Below are 16,901 nucleotides of genomic sequence, written 5' to 3'. Positions count from 1 at the left end.
CGCGGCCGCGCCGGCGGTGCCGGCGGGCGCGGGCTACAATCGCTGACATGAAACTCCAGTTCACCAAGATGCAGGGTGCCGGCAACGACTTCGTCGTGCTGGACGGCATCCACCAGAAGATCGACCTGAGCCCGGCCCAGTGGCGCGCGCTCGCCGACCGTCATTTCGGCGTGGGCGCCGACCAGATGCTGGTGGTCGAGCCCGCCACGCGCGATGACGCCGATTTCCGCTACCGCATCTTCAACGCCGACGGCGGCGAGGTCGAGCACTGCGGCAACGGCGCGCGCTGCTTCGTGCGCTTCGTGTCCGACCGCGGCATGACCGACAAGCGCTCGGTGCGCGTCCAGGTGATGAAAGGGCTGATCACGCTGACCCTGCAGGACGACGGACAGGTCACGGTCGACATGGGCGCGCCCGAGCTGGAACCCGCGCAGGTCCCCTTTGTTCCGGCCGGCCTGCCGCAGCGCAGCGAAGGCGAGGACACCCAGTACGGGCTCGAGGTCAACGGCCGTACCGCATGGATCACGCCGGTGTCGATGGGCAACCCGCACGCAGTGCAGGTGGTGGACGACGTGGAGCACTTCCCGGTCCTGCAGGATGGCCCGCTGATCGAGCACCACGCCAGCTTTCCGCAGCGCGTCAACGCGGGCTTCATGGAGATCGTCGAGCGCGGCACGGTGCGGCTGCGCGTGTTCGAGCGCGGCGCTGGCGAAACGCTGGCCTGCGGCACCGGCGCCTGCGCGGCGGTGGTGGCCGGCATCCGGCGCGGCCTGCTCGACTCGCCGGTCAAGGTGCATACGCACGGCGGCGACCTCACCATCGCCTGGGCCGGCGGCGCCAGCCCGGTACTGATGACCGGCCCCGCCACGACGGTATTCGAAGGCAGCATTGACCTCGACCGGCTGCCGGTCTGATCATGGGGGCTTGGCGCCCCTTTCGCCACTTGGCGGCAAGCGGGGCGCGCCCTTGGAGCGCACGATGACGCTGGAGAATTTCCGCATCACCCATGGCAAGGACTTCCGTCTTGCCGAGTTCGCCGCCGGCGCCAAGCCCATCTCGAGCGGCGACAAGGCCGCCGACCTGGCGCGCCTGGACGATATCTGCGAGAAACTCGACGCCATGCAGGATGTGTTCTATGCCGAACACCAGCGCAAGCTGCTGGTCGTGCTGCAAGGCATGGACACCGCCGGCAAGGACGGCACGGTGCGCAGCGTGTTCCGCACCTTCGACCCGCTCGGCATCCGCGTGGTCGCCTTCAAGTCGCCCACGCCGGAAGAGCTGGCGCACGACTACCTGTGGCGCGTCCATGCCCAGGTGCCGCGGCGCGGCGAAATCGTGGTCTTCAACCGCAGCCATTACGAAGACGTGCTGATCACGCGCGTGCACGGCTGGATCGACAAGGCCGAATGCGAGCGCCGCTACCGGCAGCTGCGCGACTTCGAGAGAATGCTGACCGAGACCGGCACCACCGTCGTCAAGTGCTTCCTGCACATTTCCAAGGAAGAGCAGAAAGCGCGCCTGGAGGCGCGCCTGGCCGATCCCGAGAAGCACTGGAAATTCGACACCACCGACCTGGCCGAGCGCAAGTACTGGAAGGAGTACATGGCGGCCTACGAGGACGCCATCGCGGCCACCAGCACGCCCGAGACACCCTGGTACGTGGTGCCGGCGGACTCGAAGACGCACCGCAACCTGATGGTCGCCGAGATCCTGTTCGCCGTGTTCAGCGCCATGAAGCCGGCCTATCCGCCCGCCAAGCCGGAACTCGCGGGCCTGAAGGTCGACTGAAGGTCGACTGAACGCCGCACCCGGCCCACTGTACCCGCTACTCGCCGTGGCCCCGGTCCCGGTGCACGTCGTGGGTCACGAAGGGATGCTCGGCACTGGGCATGGCCAGCCATTCCGGATGCTGCAGGGTCTGGCGGATATCGGCCAGACCGCTTTCCCAGTGTTCCTCCATCGCCAGCCGGCCGAACTGGTAGTCCTTGGCATTGCCCTCGAAGCTCTTGTCGCGGTAGATCAGGTGGACCACGTTGCGCCGCGCCGTGCAGGCGTGCTCGAGCGCGCGCTTGTACCAGGGGTCCTCGCGCCCGGCCGGCGGCACCAGCTCCAGCACCTCGCTGAGCAGGCGGCGCAGGTTCTGCTGCTCGCACAGGGCATCGGTCACCGCGCGCGTGCGGCTCGAATACTGGATATCCTTCTGCCGCTCCGCCACTTCCATCAGGTTGTGCGGCAGGTGCCCGCGCGCGCTCCACAGGTCGACCTGGAAGATCAGCGCATCGCGCCGCGGCTGCGCGCTCAGCACCTCGGCCAAGGGCGTATTGGAGACGAGACCGCCGTCCCAGTAGTACTCACCGTCGACCTCCACCGCAGGAAAGCCCGGCGGCAGCGCGCCCGAGGCCATGAAGTGTTCGGGCCGCAGCGTCTCGCGCGTGTTGTCGAAGTAGGCGAAGTTGCCGGTGTGCACATTGACCGCGCCGAGCGAAACGCGCATCGCGCGGTGGTCGTTGATGCGGTCGAAATCGGCGAAACGCTCCAGCGTGGCGCGCAGCGCCGAGGTGTCGTAGAAGCTGGCCTGCCCGGTCGGCACATGGCCTGACAGCAGCTTGGGCAGCGAACGCGGCACGAAGAAGCCGCGCTGACCCTCCAGCACCGCGCGCATGGCATGCCAGCCGTCGTACCACAAGCGCAGCGGATCCGGCCAGTCGACCGCGTCCCAGTCCATCCAGCCGTGCGGGAGGCTCGGCAGCCAGGGCTGCCCGCAGATGTACTCCCAGAAGCTGCGCAGCTGTTCGACGCGCCGCTGGGGCGCATTGCCGGCGATCACGGCGGCATTGAGCGCGCCGATCGAGATGCCCGCGACCCAGTCCGGCTCGATACCGTGCTCCGCCAGGCCCTGGTAGACACCGCCCTGGTAGGAGCCCAGCGCCCCGCCGCCTTGCAGCACCAGCGCCCGCACGCGGTAGGCGCGCGCCAGTGCTTCGATGCTCGCGGCATGCGGGACCGCCGGCGCCGCGTGCGCCTGCCGCGGCGCTGTGGCCGCTGTGGCCGCTGTGGCGGCTGTGGCCGATGCTCCAGCCCTTGCCCTCTTCACCGCGGCCGGCACCTGTGCACCGTTGCCGCGGCGTGCCGGCGCGCGCCGCGCCCCACCCTGCCCGTTCCCTGCCACGCCCGTTCCTCCGTCTGCCTCGTTCAAACCCCGGGCGGCCGTCCCGGGGCGGCCGGCCACGCTTGCCCTCATTTACTGCATATACCAGCCGTGGCTGACAATGAAGGACTTCCCGGTCAACGCCGCGGTCGGGAAGGCACACAGGAACAGCGCCGTGCGCGCGACATCGTCCACCGTGGTGAAGACGCCGTCGACGGTACCGCCCAGCATCACGCGGCGCACCACCTCTTCCTCCCGCGGAACGCTGCATGCGGCGGCGGCCTGCGCAGGCCGCCGCCACGCCGCCGCGAGGCAAGCCCGCGGCCGCGTCGTCAGACGCCGTAGCGTGCGCGGTAGGCGGCCACGGCCTCGCGCGAGGCCCCCAGCGCCGGATCCTGGGAGGCGTCGAGATAGGCCAGCAGGTCGCCCAGGCTGGCGATCGAGATCACCGGCACACCATACTCGCGCTGCACGTCCTGCACCGCCGAATGGGTCCCGACCTGGTCGGCCGTGCCGCTCTTCTCCATGCGGTCCAGCGCGATCAGCACCGCGGCCGGCTCGGCGCCGGCGGCACGGATCATCTGCATCGACTCGCGCACCGAGGTGCCGGCCGAGATCACGTCGTCGATGATCACCACCTTGCCACGCAGCTTGGCGCCCACCAGGGTGCCGCCCTCGCCATGGTCCTTGGCTTCCTTGCGGTTATAGGCGAAACCCACGTCGCGGCCCATGCCGGCCAGCGCCACCGCCGTGGCCGAGGCCAGCGTGATGCCCTTGTAGGCCGGCCCGAACAGCACGTCGAACTCCAGGCCCGAGGCCAGCAGGGTCTTCGCGTAGAATTGCGCCACCTGACCCAGCATGCCGCCCTGGTTGAACAGGCCGGCATTGAAGAAATACGGCGACTTGCGGCCGGCCTTGGTGACGAATTCGCCAAAGGACAGCACGCCTGCGTCGAGCGCGAAGCGGATGAAGGTCTGCCTGAGTTCGGCCGCTTCCCCCGGCTGCGTGGCGGAGGGCGTAGTCTGCTGCGTCATCTTTTCTCTCTATATCGAAATTTCCCGAGATGTTACGGATTATCAGCGCCAACCTCAACGGCATCCGCTCCGCCTCCAAGAAGGGGTTTTTCGAGTGGATGGGCAAGCAGGACGCCGACATGGTCTGCGTACAGGAACTCAAGGCGCAGGCCGCCGACATGACCGAAGCGTTCCTGGCGCCACATGGCTACCACGGCTACTTCCACTATGCGGAGAAGAAGGGCTACAGCGGTGTCGGCCTCTACACCCGTCACCGCCCGGAACGCGTCATCACCGGCTTCGGCAACACCGAGTTCGATAACGAGGGCCGCTACGTCGAGGTGCAGTATCCGCACCTGGCGGTGATTTCCGTCTATGTGCCCTCGGGTTCCAGTTCGGAAGAGCGCCAGCTGGCCAAGTTCCGCTTCATGGAAGCCTTCCTGCCCCACCTGCTGCAGCTCAAGGCCAGCGGGCGCGAGATCGTGCTGTGCGGAGACGTCAACATCGCGCACAAGGAAATCGACATCAAGAACTGGAAGGGCAACCTGAAGAACTCAGGCTTCCTGCCCGAGGAACGCGCCTGGATCGGCGAACTGTTCGACACGCACGGCTATGTCGACGTGTTCCGCCGCCTCGACCCGCGCCCCGAGCAGTACACGTGGTGGAGCAACCGCGGCCAGGCCTATGCCAAGAACGTGGGGTGGCGCATCGATTACCACCTGGCCACGCAGAAGATCGCCGAGACGGCAAGCGCCACGTCCATCTACAAGGACGAGAAGTTCAGCGACCACGCACCGCTGTCGATCGACTACGATTTCGCCTTGTAGGGCACGTGCGCCTGCGGCGCCCGCCGCCACGGGCGATCGCATGCTGCAGTGCGTCAGCAACCCCGCTACAATGCAGGGCCCCGCCTTGCGCGGCGGGTCCGCAACGTCCAACCCCAGTGAGTCCGCCATGGTTTTCAAAGTGTTCGTCGATGGTCAGGAAGGCACCACCGGTCTCCGGCTGCTCGACTATCTCTCCGGTCGTCCCGACGTGGAACTGCTGCGCATCGCCGAGGACAAGCGCAAGGACCCGGCCGAACGCGCGCGCTTCCTGAATGCCGCCGACGTCGCTTTCCTGTGCCTGCCCGACGTGGCCTCGCGCGAGGCGGTGTCCCTGGTGACCAACCCGGACACCTGCATCATCGACGCCAGCACGGCCTTCCGCACCAGCGACGACTGGGCCTACGGCCTGCCCGAACTGACGCGCGGCCAGCGTGACAAGGTGCGCCAGAGCAAGCGCATCGCCGTGCCCGGCTGCCACGCCAGCGCCTTCATCACCGCGGTGCGCCCGCTGGTCGAAGCCGGCGTGATGCAGGCCGACTATCCGGTCTCGGCCTTCTCGCTGACCGGCTACAGCGGCGGCGGCAAGAAGATGATCGCCGAGTACGAAGCCGGCGATAACCCCAAGCTGACCAGCCCGCGTCCCTACGCCCTGGGCCTGACCCACAAGCACCTGCCCGAAATGCGCGTGCAGACCGGCCTGGCGCAGGCGCCGGTATTCACCCCGGTGGTCGGCAACTTCCTCAAGGGCCTGGCCGTGACCGTGCCGGTCTACCCGGACCGCCTGGCACGCAAGGTCTCGCCCGAGCAGATCGTCGAGATCTACCGCCAGCACTACGAAGGCGAGCAGTTCGTGCGCGTGCTGCCGTTCGACGCCGACAGCAACCTCGACGCCGGGGCCTTCGATGTGCAGGGCTGCAATGACACCAACCGGGTCGACCTGTTCGTCTTCGGCACGCCGGAGCATGTGGTGCTGATGGCGCGCCTGGACAACCTGGGCAAGGGTGCCGCCGGCGCGGCGGTGCAGTGCATGAACGTGCATGTGAGGGCGGATGAAGCGACCGGGCTGACTGCCTGATCTTTTCCTGCCCCGGGGCCCTGCGGGTTGCGGGGCCGATGCCGGATCGATGCCGTTCAGCGGGAGCTGGGCGGCATTTTTCTTTTGGGGGATTGGTTGGGGTCTATGTGAATTGGGCTCGACGTTCGTGACTTGGTGCTCTGGGGCTTGAGTTCGGGCGATTTCGGTCTGCGAGGCAACAGCCTGTTTCGACTCCCCCTGCGGGGGAGCCGACTCGCTTTCGTGACGCAAGGCTTTTGCGCGTGGATTCGAGTGGTATCGGTCAGTGTGACAACGGCCTGTTTCGACTCCCCCCGCAGGGGAGTCGAAACAGGCCGTTGCCTCGCACACCGAAAACGCCCCAACCCAAGCGCCAAAGCAGCCAGCGCCAGCCATCCTACTTCTTCAACGGCCTCTGCTTATCCTCATCCCCGCTATCCACCGGCGCATCCCCCAGATTCTTCATATTCGCCTGATAAGGCGGCAACTCACTCATCGTCATATTGCGCGCCTGCACATACAGCGGCAGCACCTCAGGCATGTGCTTCTCCAGCTCGGCGATACGGCTGCGCCCGGAGGGATGGGTGGAGAGGAATTCGGCGCCGGCCTGCGACTGCGTGACCGTGCCCATCTTCTGCCACAGCGAGACCGAGGAGCGCGGGTCATAGCCGGCGCGCGCGGCGATGTCCATGCCGACCAGGTCGGCTTCGGTCTCGTCGGCGCGCGAGAAGCGCAGTGTCAGCAGGTGGGCGCCGGTGCCCAGGGCCATATTGCCCAGGTTGCCGAAGCCGAACAGCTGCGAGATCACGTTGGCGCCAAGGTTGGTGATCTCGGACTGGGCAGCGCGCTCGCGCGCGTGCTCGCGCAGCGCGTGGGCGATCTCGTGCCCCATGGCCATCGCCACTTCGTCGTCGGTCAGCTTGAGGCGGTCGAGCAGGCCCGCGTAGAAGGCGATCTTGCCGCCGGGCATGCAGAAGGCATTGACCTGGCGGGTGTTGATCAGGTTGACCTCCCAGTTCCACTGCCGCGCGCGCTCGTTCCAGCGCACGGTCTCGGGCAGCAGGCGGCGCGCGATCGCGCGCAGGCGGATGAGCTGCGGATTGTTGTCGGGCATCAGCGTGCGCTGTGCCACCGCCTCCTGCTTGATCTGCTCGTACTCCTGCGCCGCCTGCCGCTCGATATCCTCGAGCGGCACGATCTTGCGGATCGAGGCGTTGCGGTCTTCGAGCCGGATGCCGTCCTCCTGGGCTAGGAGCGGAAGCGGGAGCAGGACCAGCGCAAGGCCGAGCGCCGCGCAGAGCGGCCGGCCTGGCATGGCCTTGGCGGGCTGCCGAACACACTGGCGACGGGACATGTCACAACCTCGGTCATGAAAAAAGGCCGGCATACTGGCGAAGGGAGCGAAGGCCGTTCGGATGCCGGTCAGGGTGATGCAATAATACACGGCGCCCGCGCGGCCGCAGGCGAGATTCCGCCGCGGCCCGGCACGCCTGCCCAGCCGTCCGTCCATGCATTCATGACCTTCCACGACTATCTCGACATCTTCCGCAACCGCCGTATCGGCGCCATGCTGGCGCTGGGCTTCGCATCCGGCCTGCCGCTGGCGCTGACCTCCGGCACGCTGCAGGCCTGGATGACCGTCGAGGGCCTGGACATCAAGACGATCGGCTTCTTCTCCCTGGTGGGCCAGGCCTATATCTTCAAATTCCTGTGGGCGCCGCTGATGGACCGCTACACGCCGCCGCGGCTGGGCCGCCGCCGCGGCTGGCTGTTGCTGACCCAGCTCGGCCTCGCCGCCGCCATCGCCGGCATGGCCTTCTGCCCGCCGCGCGAAGCGCTGTGGGCACTGGCCGCGCTGGCCGCGCTGGTGGCCTTCCTGTCGGCCTCGCAGGACATCGTCTTCGACGCCTACAGCACCGATGTGCTGCAGCCGGCCGAGCGCGGCGTGGGCGCGGCGGTCAAGGTGCTGGGCTACCGGCTGGCCATGCTGGTCTCGGGTGGACTGGCGCTGTGGCTGGCCGACCGCGTGCTGGGCTGGCCGCAGATGTACCTGCTGATGGCGGCGCTGATGGCCGCCTGCGTGCTGTCCCTGCTGTGGGCGCCCGAGCCGGACGCGCCGGCGCGCGCGCCGCGCTCGCTGGAAGAGGCGGTGCTCGGCCCGCTGCGCGACTTCTTCTCGCGCCCCGGGGCCTGGTGGCTCCTGCTGCTGATCGTGCTGTACAAGCTGGGCGATGCCTTCGCCGGCGCGCTCTCGACCACCTTCCTGATCCGCGGCGTCGGCTTTTCGGCGGGCGAGGTCGGCATCGTCAACAAGACGCTGGGCCTGGCCGCCACCATCGTCGGCGCCCTGTTCGGCGGCACGCTGATGGTGCGCCTGGGCCTGTACCGCTCCCTGCTGCTGTTCGGCGTGCTGCAGGCCGTGTCCAACCTGGGCTACTGGATGCTGGCGGTCACGCCGCAGCACCTGTGGACCATGGGCGCCGCCATCGGCGTGGAGAACCTGTGCGGCGGCATGGGCACGGCCGCCTTCGTCGCGCTGCTGATGGCCTTGTGCAACCGCTCCTTCTCGGCCACGCAGTATGCACTGCTGTCAGCGCTGGCTTCGATCGGCCGCGTCTATGTGGGACCGAGTTCGGGCTACCTGGTGGAAGCCTGGGGCTGGGCGCCCTTCTATCTCGGCACGGTGGCCATCGCGATTCCGGGCGTGCTGCTGCTGCGCGCCATGCGCGGCACCATCCACCGCTACGAGGCCGAGGCCCGCGCCGGCAACTGAAGCCGGCAACTGAAGCCGGCAGCCGGGGCCGGCAACCTCCACCGGCACCGGGCCCGCCGCCGGCTATTCCTTGTAGTAGACGATCTGGTGCGAGGTCGCCAGCAGCTCGCCGGCGGCGCTCCAGATCTGCGCGCTCTGGTCGAAGTAGCCCTGCCGGAACACCTGCGCCCGGGCGCTGGCCAGCACGTGGCTGTCGCCCAGCGCCGCCAGCGTGGCGGCGTCGGCATGGAAATAGGTGGTCAGCGACACCGTGCCGGCCGGCACGAAGCCGGCGCGCTTGAGGAAGATGCGCGGATAGAAGGTATCGCACCACGAAGCCACGGCGGCAAAGTCGGGCGTACGCGCCGGCGCGTCGCGCAGCCAGAACTGCGTCAGGCTGTCCGGATGCTCCGTGCCTGCCTCGGCGCTCGGCTTGGCACCGCGCAGCGGGCGCATATCGTAGGCCTTGAGCCAGCGCACCGGGGCGAAGCCGCCCGCCGCCGGCACCTGCTCCGGCGGCGGCGCCTCCGGACGCACGGCCTCGCCGCAACCCCAGGTCTCGCGTCGCACGGCGAAGACGGCGCTGGCGGTGGTCGCCACCACGCCCTGCTGGCGCAGTTCCAGGCTCCAGTGCTGGGTCGAGCGGTTGGTGCGCGAGGGCCGCGCCTCGATCTCGAACGGACCTTCGGCGATCGGGCCGGCGAAGTTCACGGTCAGCGCGATCGGGTCGCCCAGCCGCTGCGGATGCTGCAGCACCGCCTGCAGCAGCGTGGCGGCGGTGATGCCGCCGAAGGGGCCGATCATGTTCCAGTAGGCCGGCGTGGTGCGGCCGAGGAAGCGGTCGGGACCGGCCGGCTCGAGCGCCAGCGCGTCGTCGAAGGGGTGCGGCGCCAGCGTTCCGGCCGCGTCTGCGGAAACTGCGGAGACTGAGGACATGGAAAAAAGTACGATCGTTCGGTAACGATGGCTACAGTAGTCGTAGTCAGCCTGACCGTCAAGCCTGGTCGCGTGCCACGGCCGGCAGATCGCCCGCATGAGCCCGCCCTGGCCCGGCTGCCTTCAACGGCCCGCAGCCTGGCGTCCGCCCGGCAGTTGCCAGCCGCGCTGGTTGGCAACCACGGCCAGCAGCACCAGGGCCATGCCCGCCAGTTGCGCCGGGCTCAGCACGACGCGAAAGACGAGCACATCGATCGCGATGGCGACCAGCGGATAGATGAAGGACAGGGTCGCGATCGACAGCACGCCGAGGCGCTGGAAGGCGGCATACAGCCAGGTGTACATCACGCCGGTATGCAGCAGCCCCAGCGCCAGCAGCGCCCCCCAGGCCTGCGCGCCGTAGCTGCCCGGGGCCGGGTGGGCCAGCGGCAGCAGCAGCGGCACTCCCAGCAGCATCTGCAGGCCGGCGATCTGGGCCGGCGGCAGGCCCTGCAGCCGGCGCGTGGCGAAGGTGGTGACGGCATACAGCAGGGCCGCAACCAGGGACAGCGCGACGCCGGCCAGCAGCCGGCCAGGCGTGCCGCTGCCGCCGTGCTCCAGCCCGGTGATCAGCACGACACCGGCAAAGGCCAGCAGCAGCCACGGCAGCCGCCCGGCGCCCACGCGCTCGCGCTGGAACAGCGCCACCAGCCACAGCAGGAAGAAGGGCTGGGTGTGATAGACCACGGTGGCGATCGAGATGCCGCTGTAGCGGTAGGCCGAGAACAGGCAGATCCAGTTCAGGATCAGGGCGATGCCGCCGAGCGCCAGCCAGCTCCACTGGCGTGTGTCCATGGGCCTCCAGCCCCGCTGCAGCGCCAGCGCGCCGAGCAGCGCCAGGCCGCCCAGCAGGCAACGGAACCAGACCACGTCGATGGGCGGCTGGCCGCTCATCACCACGAAAGCGCCGATGGTGCCGGACAGCGCCATGGCGGCGACCATGCGCCAGGTGCCGCCTGTCGCGGCGTGCGCCGGCGGCGCGGATGCGGGATTCGTCATGTCGGGATTTGCGTCGAGGTCAGCGGAGGACCGGTGCGGGCCATTCTTCCACCCGCCATCCAGATCAACAATCCGTCCACTGAACAATTACCATGTGACAAAAAGTCAAAATCCGACACCCCAAGGAGCGACTGCGGATGCCGATGCCCTCCCTCAATGCCATGGCCGTGTTCGCCCGCGTGGTCGATGCCGGCAGTTTCTCAGCGGCCGCGCGCCAGCTCGGCATGACACCTTCGGCGGCCAGCCGCCATGTGTCGCGGCTGGAGGCGGCGCTGGGCACCGCCCTGCTGCAGCGGACCACGCGCGCGGTCGCGCTGACCGAGCCGGGCCGTGCGGTCTACGCGGCCTGCACGCGCATGCTGGCGGGCGCGCGCGAGGTCGAGGCGCTGGCCGGCGCCCAGCCAGGCGAGCCGCGTGGCCTGCTGCGCGTCAGCGCCCCGGTCTCGTTCGGCCAGGCCTGGCTGGCCCCGCGCCTGCCCGCGCTGCTGGCGCGCCATGCGGGACTGGAGCTGCAACTGTCGCTGACCGATCGCCTGGTGGACCTGGTCGAGGAAGGCGTCGACGTGGCCGTGCGCATCGCGCGCGACCTGGCGCCGGGCCTGGTGGCGCGGCCGCTATGCGCGGTGCGCTACCGGCTGGTGGCCGCACCGGCCTTCCTGGCACGCCACGGCGTGCCAGGCACGCCCGCGGCACTGCCGGCGCTGCCTTGCCTGTACCTGGGCTACGGCGCATTCGGCGAGCAATGGACGCTGCGGCGCGAGGACCGCGCGACGGAGGGGGAAACGGCAGAGGCGGGAAAAGCAGCAGGGGCGGAAAGCGACAGCAACGCCACGGCCGAAATGGCCGAGACGGTCACCGTGCGGGTGCCGCCGCGGGTAACGGTGAACAACAGCGCGGCCATCGTGGCGATGGCCGCGGCCGGCGCCGGCATCGGGCTGGTGCCCGACTTCGCCGCGGCGCAGGGCCTGGCCGACGGCAGCCTGGTGAGCGTGCTCGACGACTGGCGCGTGCTGGAACCCTATGCCGGCACCGCCTACGCCGTGTACACGCCGACGCGGCACCTGGCCCCCAAGGTGCGCGCCTTCATCGACCACCTGGCCGCGCCGGCTCAGGCCGAGCAGACGCGGTAGACGGCCAGGCTGCCGCGCCAGTTGGCGGCCCAGTTGACCGTCACGCCCTCGTGCATGACCACACGGTCGAGCACGCGCAGGCCGACCTTGGGCGCCAGCGCCTCGAAATCCTTGATGGTCAGCACGCGCACGTTGGGGGTGTCGTACCACTGGTAGGGCAGCGACTCCGACACCGGCATGCTGCCGCGGAACACCGACAGCCGGTGCGGCCAGTAGCCGAAGTTGGGGAAGGACACGATGCACTCGCGTCCCACGCGCAGCGTGTCGCGCAGCACCTGCGCGGTGTTGTGGATGGTCTGCAGGGTCTGCGACAGGATCACCGTGTCGAAGCTCTTGTCCTCGAACAGCTTGAGCCCGCCCTCCAGGTCCTGCTGGATCACGTGCACACCCTTCTGCGCGCACGACAGCACGCCCTCGTCGCGGATCTCCACGCCGTAGGCCTGCACCGACAGTTCGTCCTGCAGCACGCGCAGCAGGCTGCCGTCGCCGCAGCCGAGATCGAGCACGGTCGAGTTCGGCTCGACCCAGCGCGCGATGGCGCGGAAGTCGGGGCGCAGCGCCAGGATATTGGGATTGGCCGCGGCATTCATGCGCCGATCTCCTCAGCGACGCGCTCGTAGTAGGCGCGCATCAGGTTGTGGTAGCGCGCGTCGTCGAGCAGGAAGGCGTCGTGGCCATGCGGTGCGTCGATCTCGGCGTAGGTGACCGGGCGCTTGTTGTCGAGCAGTGCCTTGACGATCTCGCGGCTGCGGTTGGGGGCGAAGCGCCAGTCGGTGGTGAAGCTGGCCACCAGGAAGCTCGCCTGGGTCTGCGCCATCGCGCGGGTCAGGTTGCCGCCGAAGGCCAGCGCGGGGTCGAAGTAGTCGAGCGCGCGCGTGATCAGCAGGTAGGTGTTGGCGTCGAAATACTCGGCGAACTTGTCGCCCTGGTAGCGCAGGTAGCTCTCCACCTGGAACTCGACGTCGAAGGAGAAGCGGATGTCCTCGGTCTTCAGCTCGCGGCCGAATTTCTCCGCCATGTCCTCGTCGGACAGGTAGGTGATGTGGCCGATCATGCGGGCCACGCGCAGGCCGCGCTTGGGCTTGACGCCGTGCGCGTAGTAGTTGCCGCCGTGGAAATCGGGGTCGGACAGGATGGCGCTGCGCGCAACCTCGTTGAAGGCGATGTTCTGCGCCGACAGCTTGGGCGTGGAGGCGACCACGATGCAGTGGCGCAGGCGCTCCGGGTACATCAGGCTCCAGGCCACCGCCTGCATGCCGCCGAGGCTGCCGCCCATCACCGCGGCGAACTGGCGGATGCCGAACGCATCGGCCACGCGCGCCTGCGCATTGACCCAGTCCTCCACCGTCACCACCGGGAAGGCCGCGCCATAGGGCAGGCCGGTGGCCGGATTGGGACTCATGGGGCCGGTCGAGCCGAAGCAGGAACCGAGATTGTTGACGCCGATGACGAAGAAACGGTCGGTGTCGAGCGGCTTGCCCGGACCGACCATATTGTCCCACCAGCCCACGTCGCGCGGGTCGTCGGCATAGATGCCGGCCACGTGGTGGGAGGCATTGAGCGCGTGGCAGACCAGCACGGCGTTGCTGCGCTCGGCGTTGAGGGTGCCGTAGGTCTCGACCATCAGGTCGTAGCCGGCGATCGAAGAACCGTTGCGCAGCTTGAGCGGCTCGGGGAAATGCATGCGCTGCGGCGCGACGATGCCGACGGAATCGGGCGGCAGGTCGCGCAGGGCAGGCGGCGGAGCAACGTCTGTCATGAATGGAGCCCGTTGGTGCACGGGCATAAAAAACCCGACCGGCATTGCGCAAACCTCATCGCAGCCAAGTCGGGCTCCCGCGGTTTCCCGCGTGCCGGCGGCATCTCTGCAGTGTTGCTCTGTCGCAGTGTTGCAGTGTTGCAGTGGCGCCGGCCCAACCTCTTTAGCCGCATTTATATTCGCAGGCGGGCGGTACCGGAATCCGGACACCACCTGGCTGCCGCGCGCCCGCAAGCCAGTCATCAAATCGGCGCGACCGGCACATTATAGAGCAATCCGCGTGGATCGCGGCGCGGGGAAGCGGAGCGGTGCCCGGCGGGGCACCGCCGGCGACAGCGCGTCAGCCCAGCAGCACGCGCAGCTGGGCCTCGGCGTGCTCGCCCGGCAGCTTGCGGAAACCGCTCTTGGCATAGCGGTGCCACTGGCCCTGCACCGCGGACACGATCAGCGCGGCGCGCATCGACACGTCCGCGTCGGGCGGGAAGGCGCCCTGGCTGACGGCGACCTTCAGGCACTGGCGCAGCGAGGCCTCGATGCGGTCGATCATCTGGTTGATGCGCTCCTGCAGGCGCTCGTGCTCGCCGACCAGCGCCTCGCCGGTCAGCACGCGCGTCATGCCCGGATTCTTCTCGGCGAAGGACAGCAGCATGCGCACGATCGCATGCGCCTGGCGCAGGCCGTGCTCTTCCTGCGTGGTGATCTGGTTGATGAGGCCGAATACCGACTGCTCGATGAAGCCGATCAGGCCTTCGAACATCTGCGCCTTGCTGGCGAAGTGCCGGTACAGGGCCGCCTCGGACACGCCGAGCTTGGCCGCCAGCGCAGCGGTGGTGATCTTCTCCCCGCGCGGATGCTCGAGCATGCCGGCCAGGGTCTGCAGGATCTGGATGCGGCGCTCGCCCGGGCGGGGACGCTTGCGCGCGGGCGCGGCGGCGTCGCCGCCGTCCTGGACGGCGCCGGCGGGCGCGGCCGGCGCCGGGCCGCTAGTGTGCCCGTTACTGTGCATCATGACCCTTGCTCCGCGTTTGTCGTTGTCGTTGGAGTTGATGCATGGATTGTACTTTTACCTTCACATAGGCGGGACGATTGACGACGCGGGCGCGCACCCGCGGCGCGCTGTCCGGCATCGCCTGCGGTGCCGGCGGCTGGCGCCCTTCGGACCCGGCTGGCGGTACCTGGGCCTCGGCCGCGACCAGGGTCACGGCGCGCTCCTGCGCGGTGTGCGGGGCATGGCGGCCATCCTCGGCCGCGAGGGTGGTACGCAGCACGGCGTCGGCGGTGACGCCCGGCACCGCGGCCTCGGCCGGAGCCGGCAAGGCCTGCGGGCGGGCCGGCGCCAGCGCGCGCAGGTAGCCGGTGACCCAGGCGGTGCCGATGCCCATGCCCGCGTAGCGCTTCAGGTGCGACAGCGTGTCCTCGACCAGCACGGCGCGGTGCGGCGCGATGCGCTCCTGTGCCAGCAACCGGCGCAGCATGCGGCGATCGGGCTTGGGCCGCAGGTGCCCGTGCACCCACATCTGCTCGATCGCCACTACGCGTTCGAAATACTGGGCGATGCCGGCGATGCGCAGCACCGCCAGCGCATAGTCCTGCGGCGCATTGGTCACCAGGATCTTGCGCCCGGGCAGGCGCCGCAGGTGTGCGGCCAGGCCGCGCCTGACCTTGATCATGCGCGCCAGCTCGGGAAAGTCGTGTGCGGCGCGCAGGAAATCGGCGGCGTCGACGCCGTGGTGCCGGATCATGCCCAGCAGCGTGGCGCCGTAGCGCTGCCAGTAGGCCACGCGCACCTCGCTGGCACGGGCCTCGTCACAGCCGAGCACGCGCGCCACGTAGGCCGTCATCTGCCGGTTGATGGCCGGGAAAATGGCGTGCGAGGCATCGTGCAGCGTATTGTCGAGATCGAACAGCCAGACGGTGGGCCCGGCCGTATTGCCGGCGGCGCGGCGCAGGCGGCCGCGGCGCGTGCCATGCGTTCGCGTTGGGTAGGGGTAGGACAAGCCGTCGAGAAGTGGAGTAACGGTCGCGGCCGCGTGCAGGCGCCGCCGCGACGGGTCCGCTCAGTGCGAGCGGATCATGGTGCCGAACGCCTGCTCGGTAAGAATTTCCAGCAGCAGCGAGTGCTCGATGCGGCCGTCGATGATGTGCACCGAATTGACGCCGCTCTTGGCGGCATCGAGCGCCGACGAGATCTTCGGCAGCATGCCGCCGGAGATGGTGCCGTCGGCGAACAGCTCCTCGATCTCGCGCGCCGACAGATCGGTCAGCAGATTGCCCTTCTTGTCCATCACGCCGGGGATGTTGGTCATCATCACCAGCTTCTCGGCCTTCAGGATCTCGGCCATCTTGCCGGCGACCACGTCGGCGTTGATGTTGTAGGCCTGGCCGTCGTCGGAGAAGCCGATCGGCGAGATCACGGGAATGAAGGCGTCGTCCTGCAGGGCGCGCACCACCGCCGGGTTGATCGCCTCGATGTCGCCGACGAAGCCGATGTCGATGAAGGTGCCCGGATTCTCGCGGTCCGGCATCTGCAGGCGCTTGGCGCGGATCAGCCCGCCATCCTTGCCGGTCAGGCCGACGGCCTGGCCGCCGTACTGGTTGATCAGCATCACGATATCCTGCTGCACCTCGCCGCCCAGCACCCACTCGACCACTTCCATGGTCTCTTCGTCGGTGACGCGCATGCCCTGGATGAAGGTGCCGACCTTGCCGACCTTCTTCAGCGCCTCGTCGATCTGCGGGCCGCCGCCGTGCACCACCACCGGATTCATGCCGACCAGCTTGAGCAGGATCACATCGCGCGCGAAGCCGTGCTTGAGCTTCTCCTCGGTCATGGCGTTGCCGCCGTACTTGACCACGATGGTCTTGCCGTGGAACTTGCGGATATAAGGCAGCGCCTCGGCGAGGATCTCAGCCTTCAGGGAGGGGGCGATGGCGGCTACCGAGGTGACGGCAGGCCCGGGTGCGTCGGCGTTCATGGCAGGGGACATCCGAGAGGTTCAACAAGTATCATGATCGTGTCAAAATCGCTGCGCGGCGGGTTCGCCGCCTTCCGTGGAAGGCGTGGCACCGGTCGCCGGGAGCGGCAGGCGCCGATTTTACAAGAAACCGCGTGCCGCGCGCGCACACCGCCCGACGCAGGGCTGGCGGCGGCCGGGAAGGCCCGGCGCGGCGCCCCGCACGTGCGATGCGCGCAACAGCGAGCGATGCCCGCCGCCCGCCCCCTCAACCTTGCCGCAGGCCGCGC

The 16,901-nt window shown here is 68.8% G+C and carries 16 protein-coding genes and 1 pseudogene; 6 read left to right on the top strand and 11 right to left on the bottom strand.

The window, feature by feature from the left end:
• The first annotated feature begins 47 nt into the window (after positions 1–47).
• Both dapF and BKK80_RS02830 read left to right on the top strand, forming a co-directional pair.
• Positions 48–914, top strand: a complete 867-nt coding sequence (gene dapF, locus BKK80_RS02835; protein WP_071010779.1) for a diaminopimelate epimerase — start codon at positions 48–50, stop codon at positions 912–914.
• Positions 915–978: 64 nt separating this feature from the next.
• Positions 979–1,788 (top strand): polyphosphate kinase 2 family protein, encoded by an 810-nt coding sequence (locus tag BKK80_RS02830; protein ID WP_071010778.1) that lies wholly within the window; start codon positions 979–981, stop codon positions 1,786–1,788.
• Between the two features lie 37 nt (positions 1,789–1,825).
• On the opposite strand, the gene BKK80_RS02825 is transcribed toward BKK80_RS02830, so the two are convergent.
• The 3 genes and pseudogenes from BKK80_RS02825 to pyrE form a co-directional block, all read right to left on the bottom strand.
• The gene (locus BKK80_RS02825; RefSeq protein WP_071038484.1) at positions 1,826–3,106 is read right to left on the bottom strand and encodes a DUF3734 domain-containing protein; all 1,281 of its coding nucleotides are present in this window, start codon (positions 3,104–3,106) and stop codon (positions 1,826–1,828) included.
• Positions 3,107–3,241: 135 nt separating this feature from the next.
• Positions 3,242–3,403: pseudogene (locus tag BKK80_RS35335) on the bottom strand (3-hydroxybutyrate dehydrogenase); the annotation flags it as partial.
• Positions 3,404–3,480: 77 nt separating this feature from the next.
• Positions 3,481–4,182 (bottom strand): orotate phosphoribosyltransferase, encoded by a 702-nt coding sequence (gene pyrE / locus BKK80_RS02820; RefSeq protein WP_071010777.1) that lies wholly within the window; start codon positions 4,180–4,182, stop codon positions 3,481–3,483.
• Positions 4,183–4,211: 29 nt separating this feature from the next.
• Between pyrE and BKK80_RS02815 the strand changes: the two genes are divergently transcribed.
• Together BKK80_RS02815 and argC are read left to right on the top strand one after the other, a co-directional pair.
• Positions 4,212–4,988 (top strand): exodeoxyribonuclease III, encoded by a 777-nt coding sequence (locus BKK80_RS02815; protein ID WP_071010776.1) that lies wholly within the window; start codon positions 4,212–4,214, stop codon positions 4,986–4,988.
• Between the two features lie 127 nt (positions 4,989–5,115).
• Positions 5,116–6,063, top strand: a complete 948-nt coding sequence (gene argC / locus BKK80_RS02810; protein WP_071068569.1) for an N-acetyl-gamma-glutamyl-phosphate reductase — start codon at positions 5,116–5,118, stop codon at positions 6,061–6,063.
• Positions 6,064–6,439: 376 nt separating this feature from the next.
• On the opposite strand, the gene BKK80_RS02805 is transcribed toward argC, so the two are convergent.
• Complete coding sequence (locus BKK80_RS02805; protein WP_071010774.1) at positions 6,440–7,396, bottom strand: M48 family metallopeptidase; 957 nt, start codon at positions 7,394–7,396, stop codon at positions 6,440–6,442.
• Between the two features lie 162 nt (positions 7,397–7,558).
• Between BKK80_RS02805 and BKK80_RS02800 the strand changes: the two genes are divergently transcribed.
• The gene (locus BKK80_RS02800; protein ID WP_071010773.1) at positions 7,559–8,815 is read left to right on the top strand and encodes a muropeptide transporter; all 1,257 of its coding nucleotides are present in this window, start codon (positions 7,559–7,561) and stop codon (positions 8,813–8,815) included.
• Between the two features lie 63 nt (positions 8,816–8,878).
• On the opposite strand, the gene BKK80_RS02795 is transcribed toward BKK80_RS02800, so the two are convergent.
• Together BKK80_RS02795 and BKK80_RS02790 are read right to left on the bottom strand one after the other, a co-directional pair.
• Positions 8,879–9,730 (bottom strand): acyl-CoA thioesterase, encoded by an 852-nt coding sequence (locus tag BKK80_RS02795; protein WP_071010772.1) that lies wholly within the window; start codon positions 9,728–9,730, stop codon positions 8,879–8,881.
• Positions 9,731–9,853: 123 nt separating this feature from the next.
• Complete coding sequence (locus BKK80_RS02790) at positions 9,854–10,768, bottom strand: DMT family transporter (RefSeq protein ID WP_071010771.1); 915 nt, start codon at positions 10,766–10,768, stop codon at positions 9,854–9,856.
• 137 nt (positions 10,769–10,905) lie between these two features.
• Between BKK80_RS02790 and BKK80_RS02785 the strand changes: the two genes are divergently transcribed.
• Complete coding sequence (locus BKK80_RS02785) at positions 10,906–11,898, top strand: LysR family transcriptional regulator (RefSeq protein WP_071010770.1); 993 nt, start codon at positions 10,906–10,908, stop codon at positions 11,896–11,898.
• On the opposite strand, the gene metW is transcribed toward BKK80_RS02785, so the two are convergent.
• The 5 genes from metW to argB all read right to left on the bottom strand — a co-directional run bounded on the left by metW (position 11,877) and on the right by argB (position 16,632).
• A complete protein-coding gene (gene metW / locus BKK80_RS02780) occupies positions 11,877–12,488 on the bottom strand; it encodes a methionine biosynthesis protein MetW (protein WP_071010769.1) in 612 nt (203 codons plus the stop codon). The two genes, BKK80_RS02785 and metW, sit on opposite strands and share 22 nt — an antisense overlap.
• Positions 12,485–13,657: a homoserine O-succinyltransferase MetX gene (metX, locus tag BKK80_RS02775; RefSeq protein WP_071010768.1), complete on the bottom strand. Its 1,173-nt coding sequence runs from the start codon at positions 13,655–13,657 to the stop codon at positions 12,485–12,487. The genes metW and metX overlap by 4 nt, the downstream gene beginning before the upstream one ends.
• 340 nt (positions 13,658–13,997) lie before the next feature.
• A complete protein-coding gene (gene slmA, locus BKK80_RS02770; protein WP_071010767.1) occupies positions 13,998–14,666 on the bottom strand; it encodes a nucleoid occlusion factor SlmA in 669 nt (222 codons plus the stop codon).
• Complete coding sequence (locus tag BKK80_RS02765) at positions 14,653–15,654, bottom strand: pyrimidine 5'-nucleotidase (protein WP_071068568.1); 1,002 nt, start codon at positions 15,652–15,654, stop codon at positions 14,653–14,655. Before BKK80_RS02765 ends, slmA begins: the two co-directional genes overlap by 14 nt.
• 60 nt (positions 15,655–15,714) lie before the next feature.
• Positions 15,715–16,632, bottom strand: coding sequence for an acetylglutamate kinase (gene argB / locus BKK80_RS02760; protein WP_071010765.1), 918 nt, complete (start codon positions 16,630–16,632; stop codon positions 15,715–15,717).
• Positions 16,633–16,901: the final 269 nt, after the last annotated feature.

This window comes from Cupriavidus malaysiensis (genome assembly GCF_001854325.1).
Lineage (GTDB): Bacteria > Pseudomonadota > Gammaproteobacteria > Burkholderiales > Burkholderiaceae > Cupriavidus > Cupriavidus malaysiensis.
The sequence above is the reverse complement of the archived record's forward strand: the minus strand, read 5'-3'. Positions and strand labels throughout refer to the sequence as shown.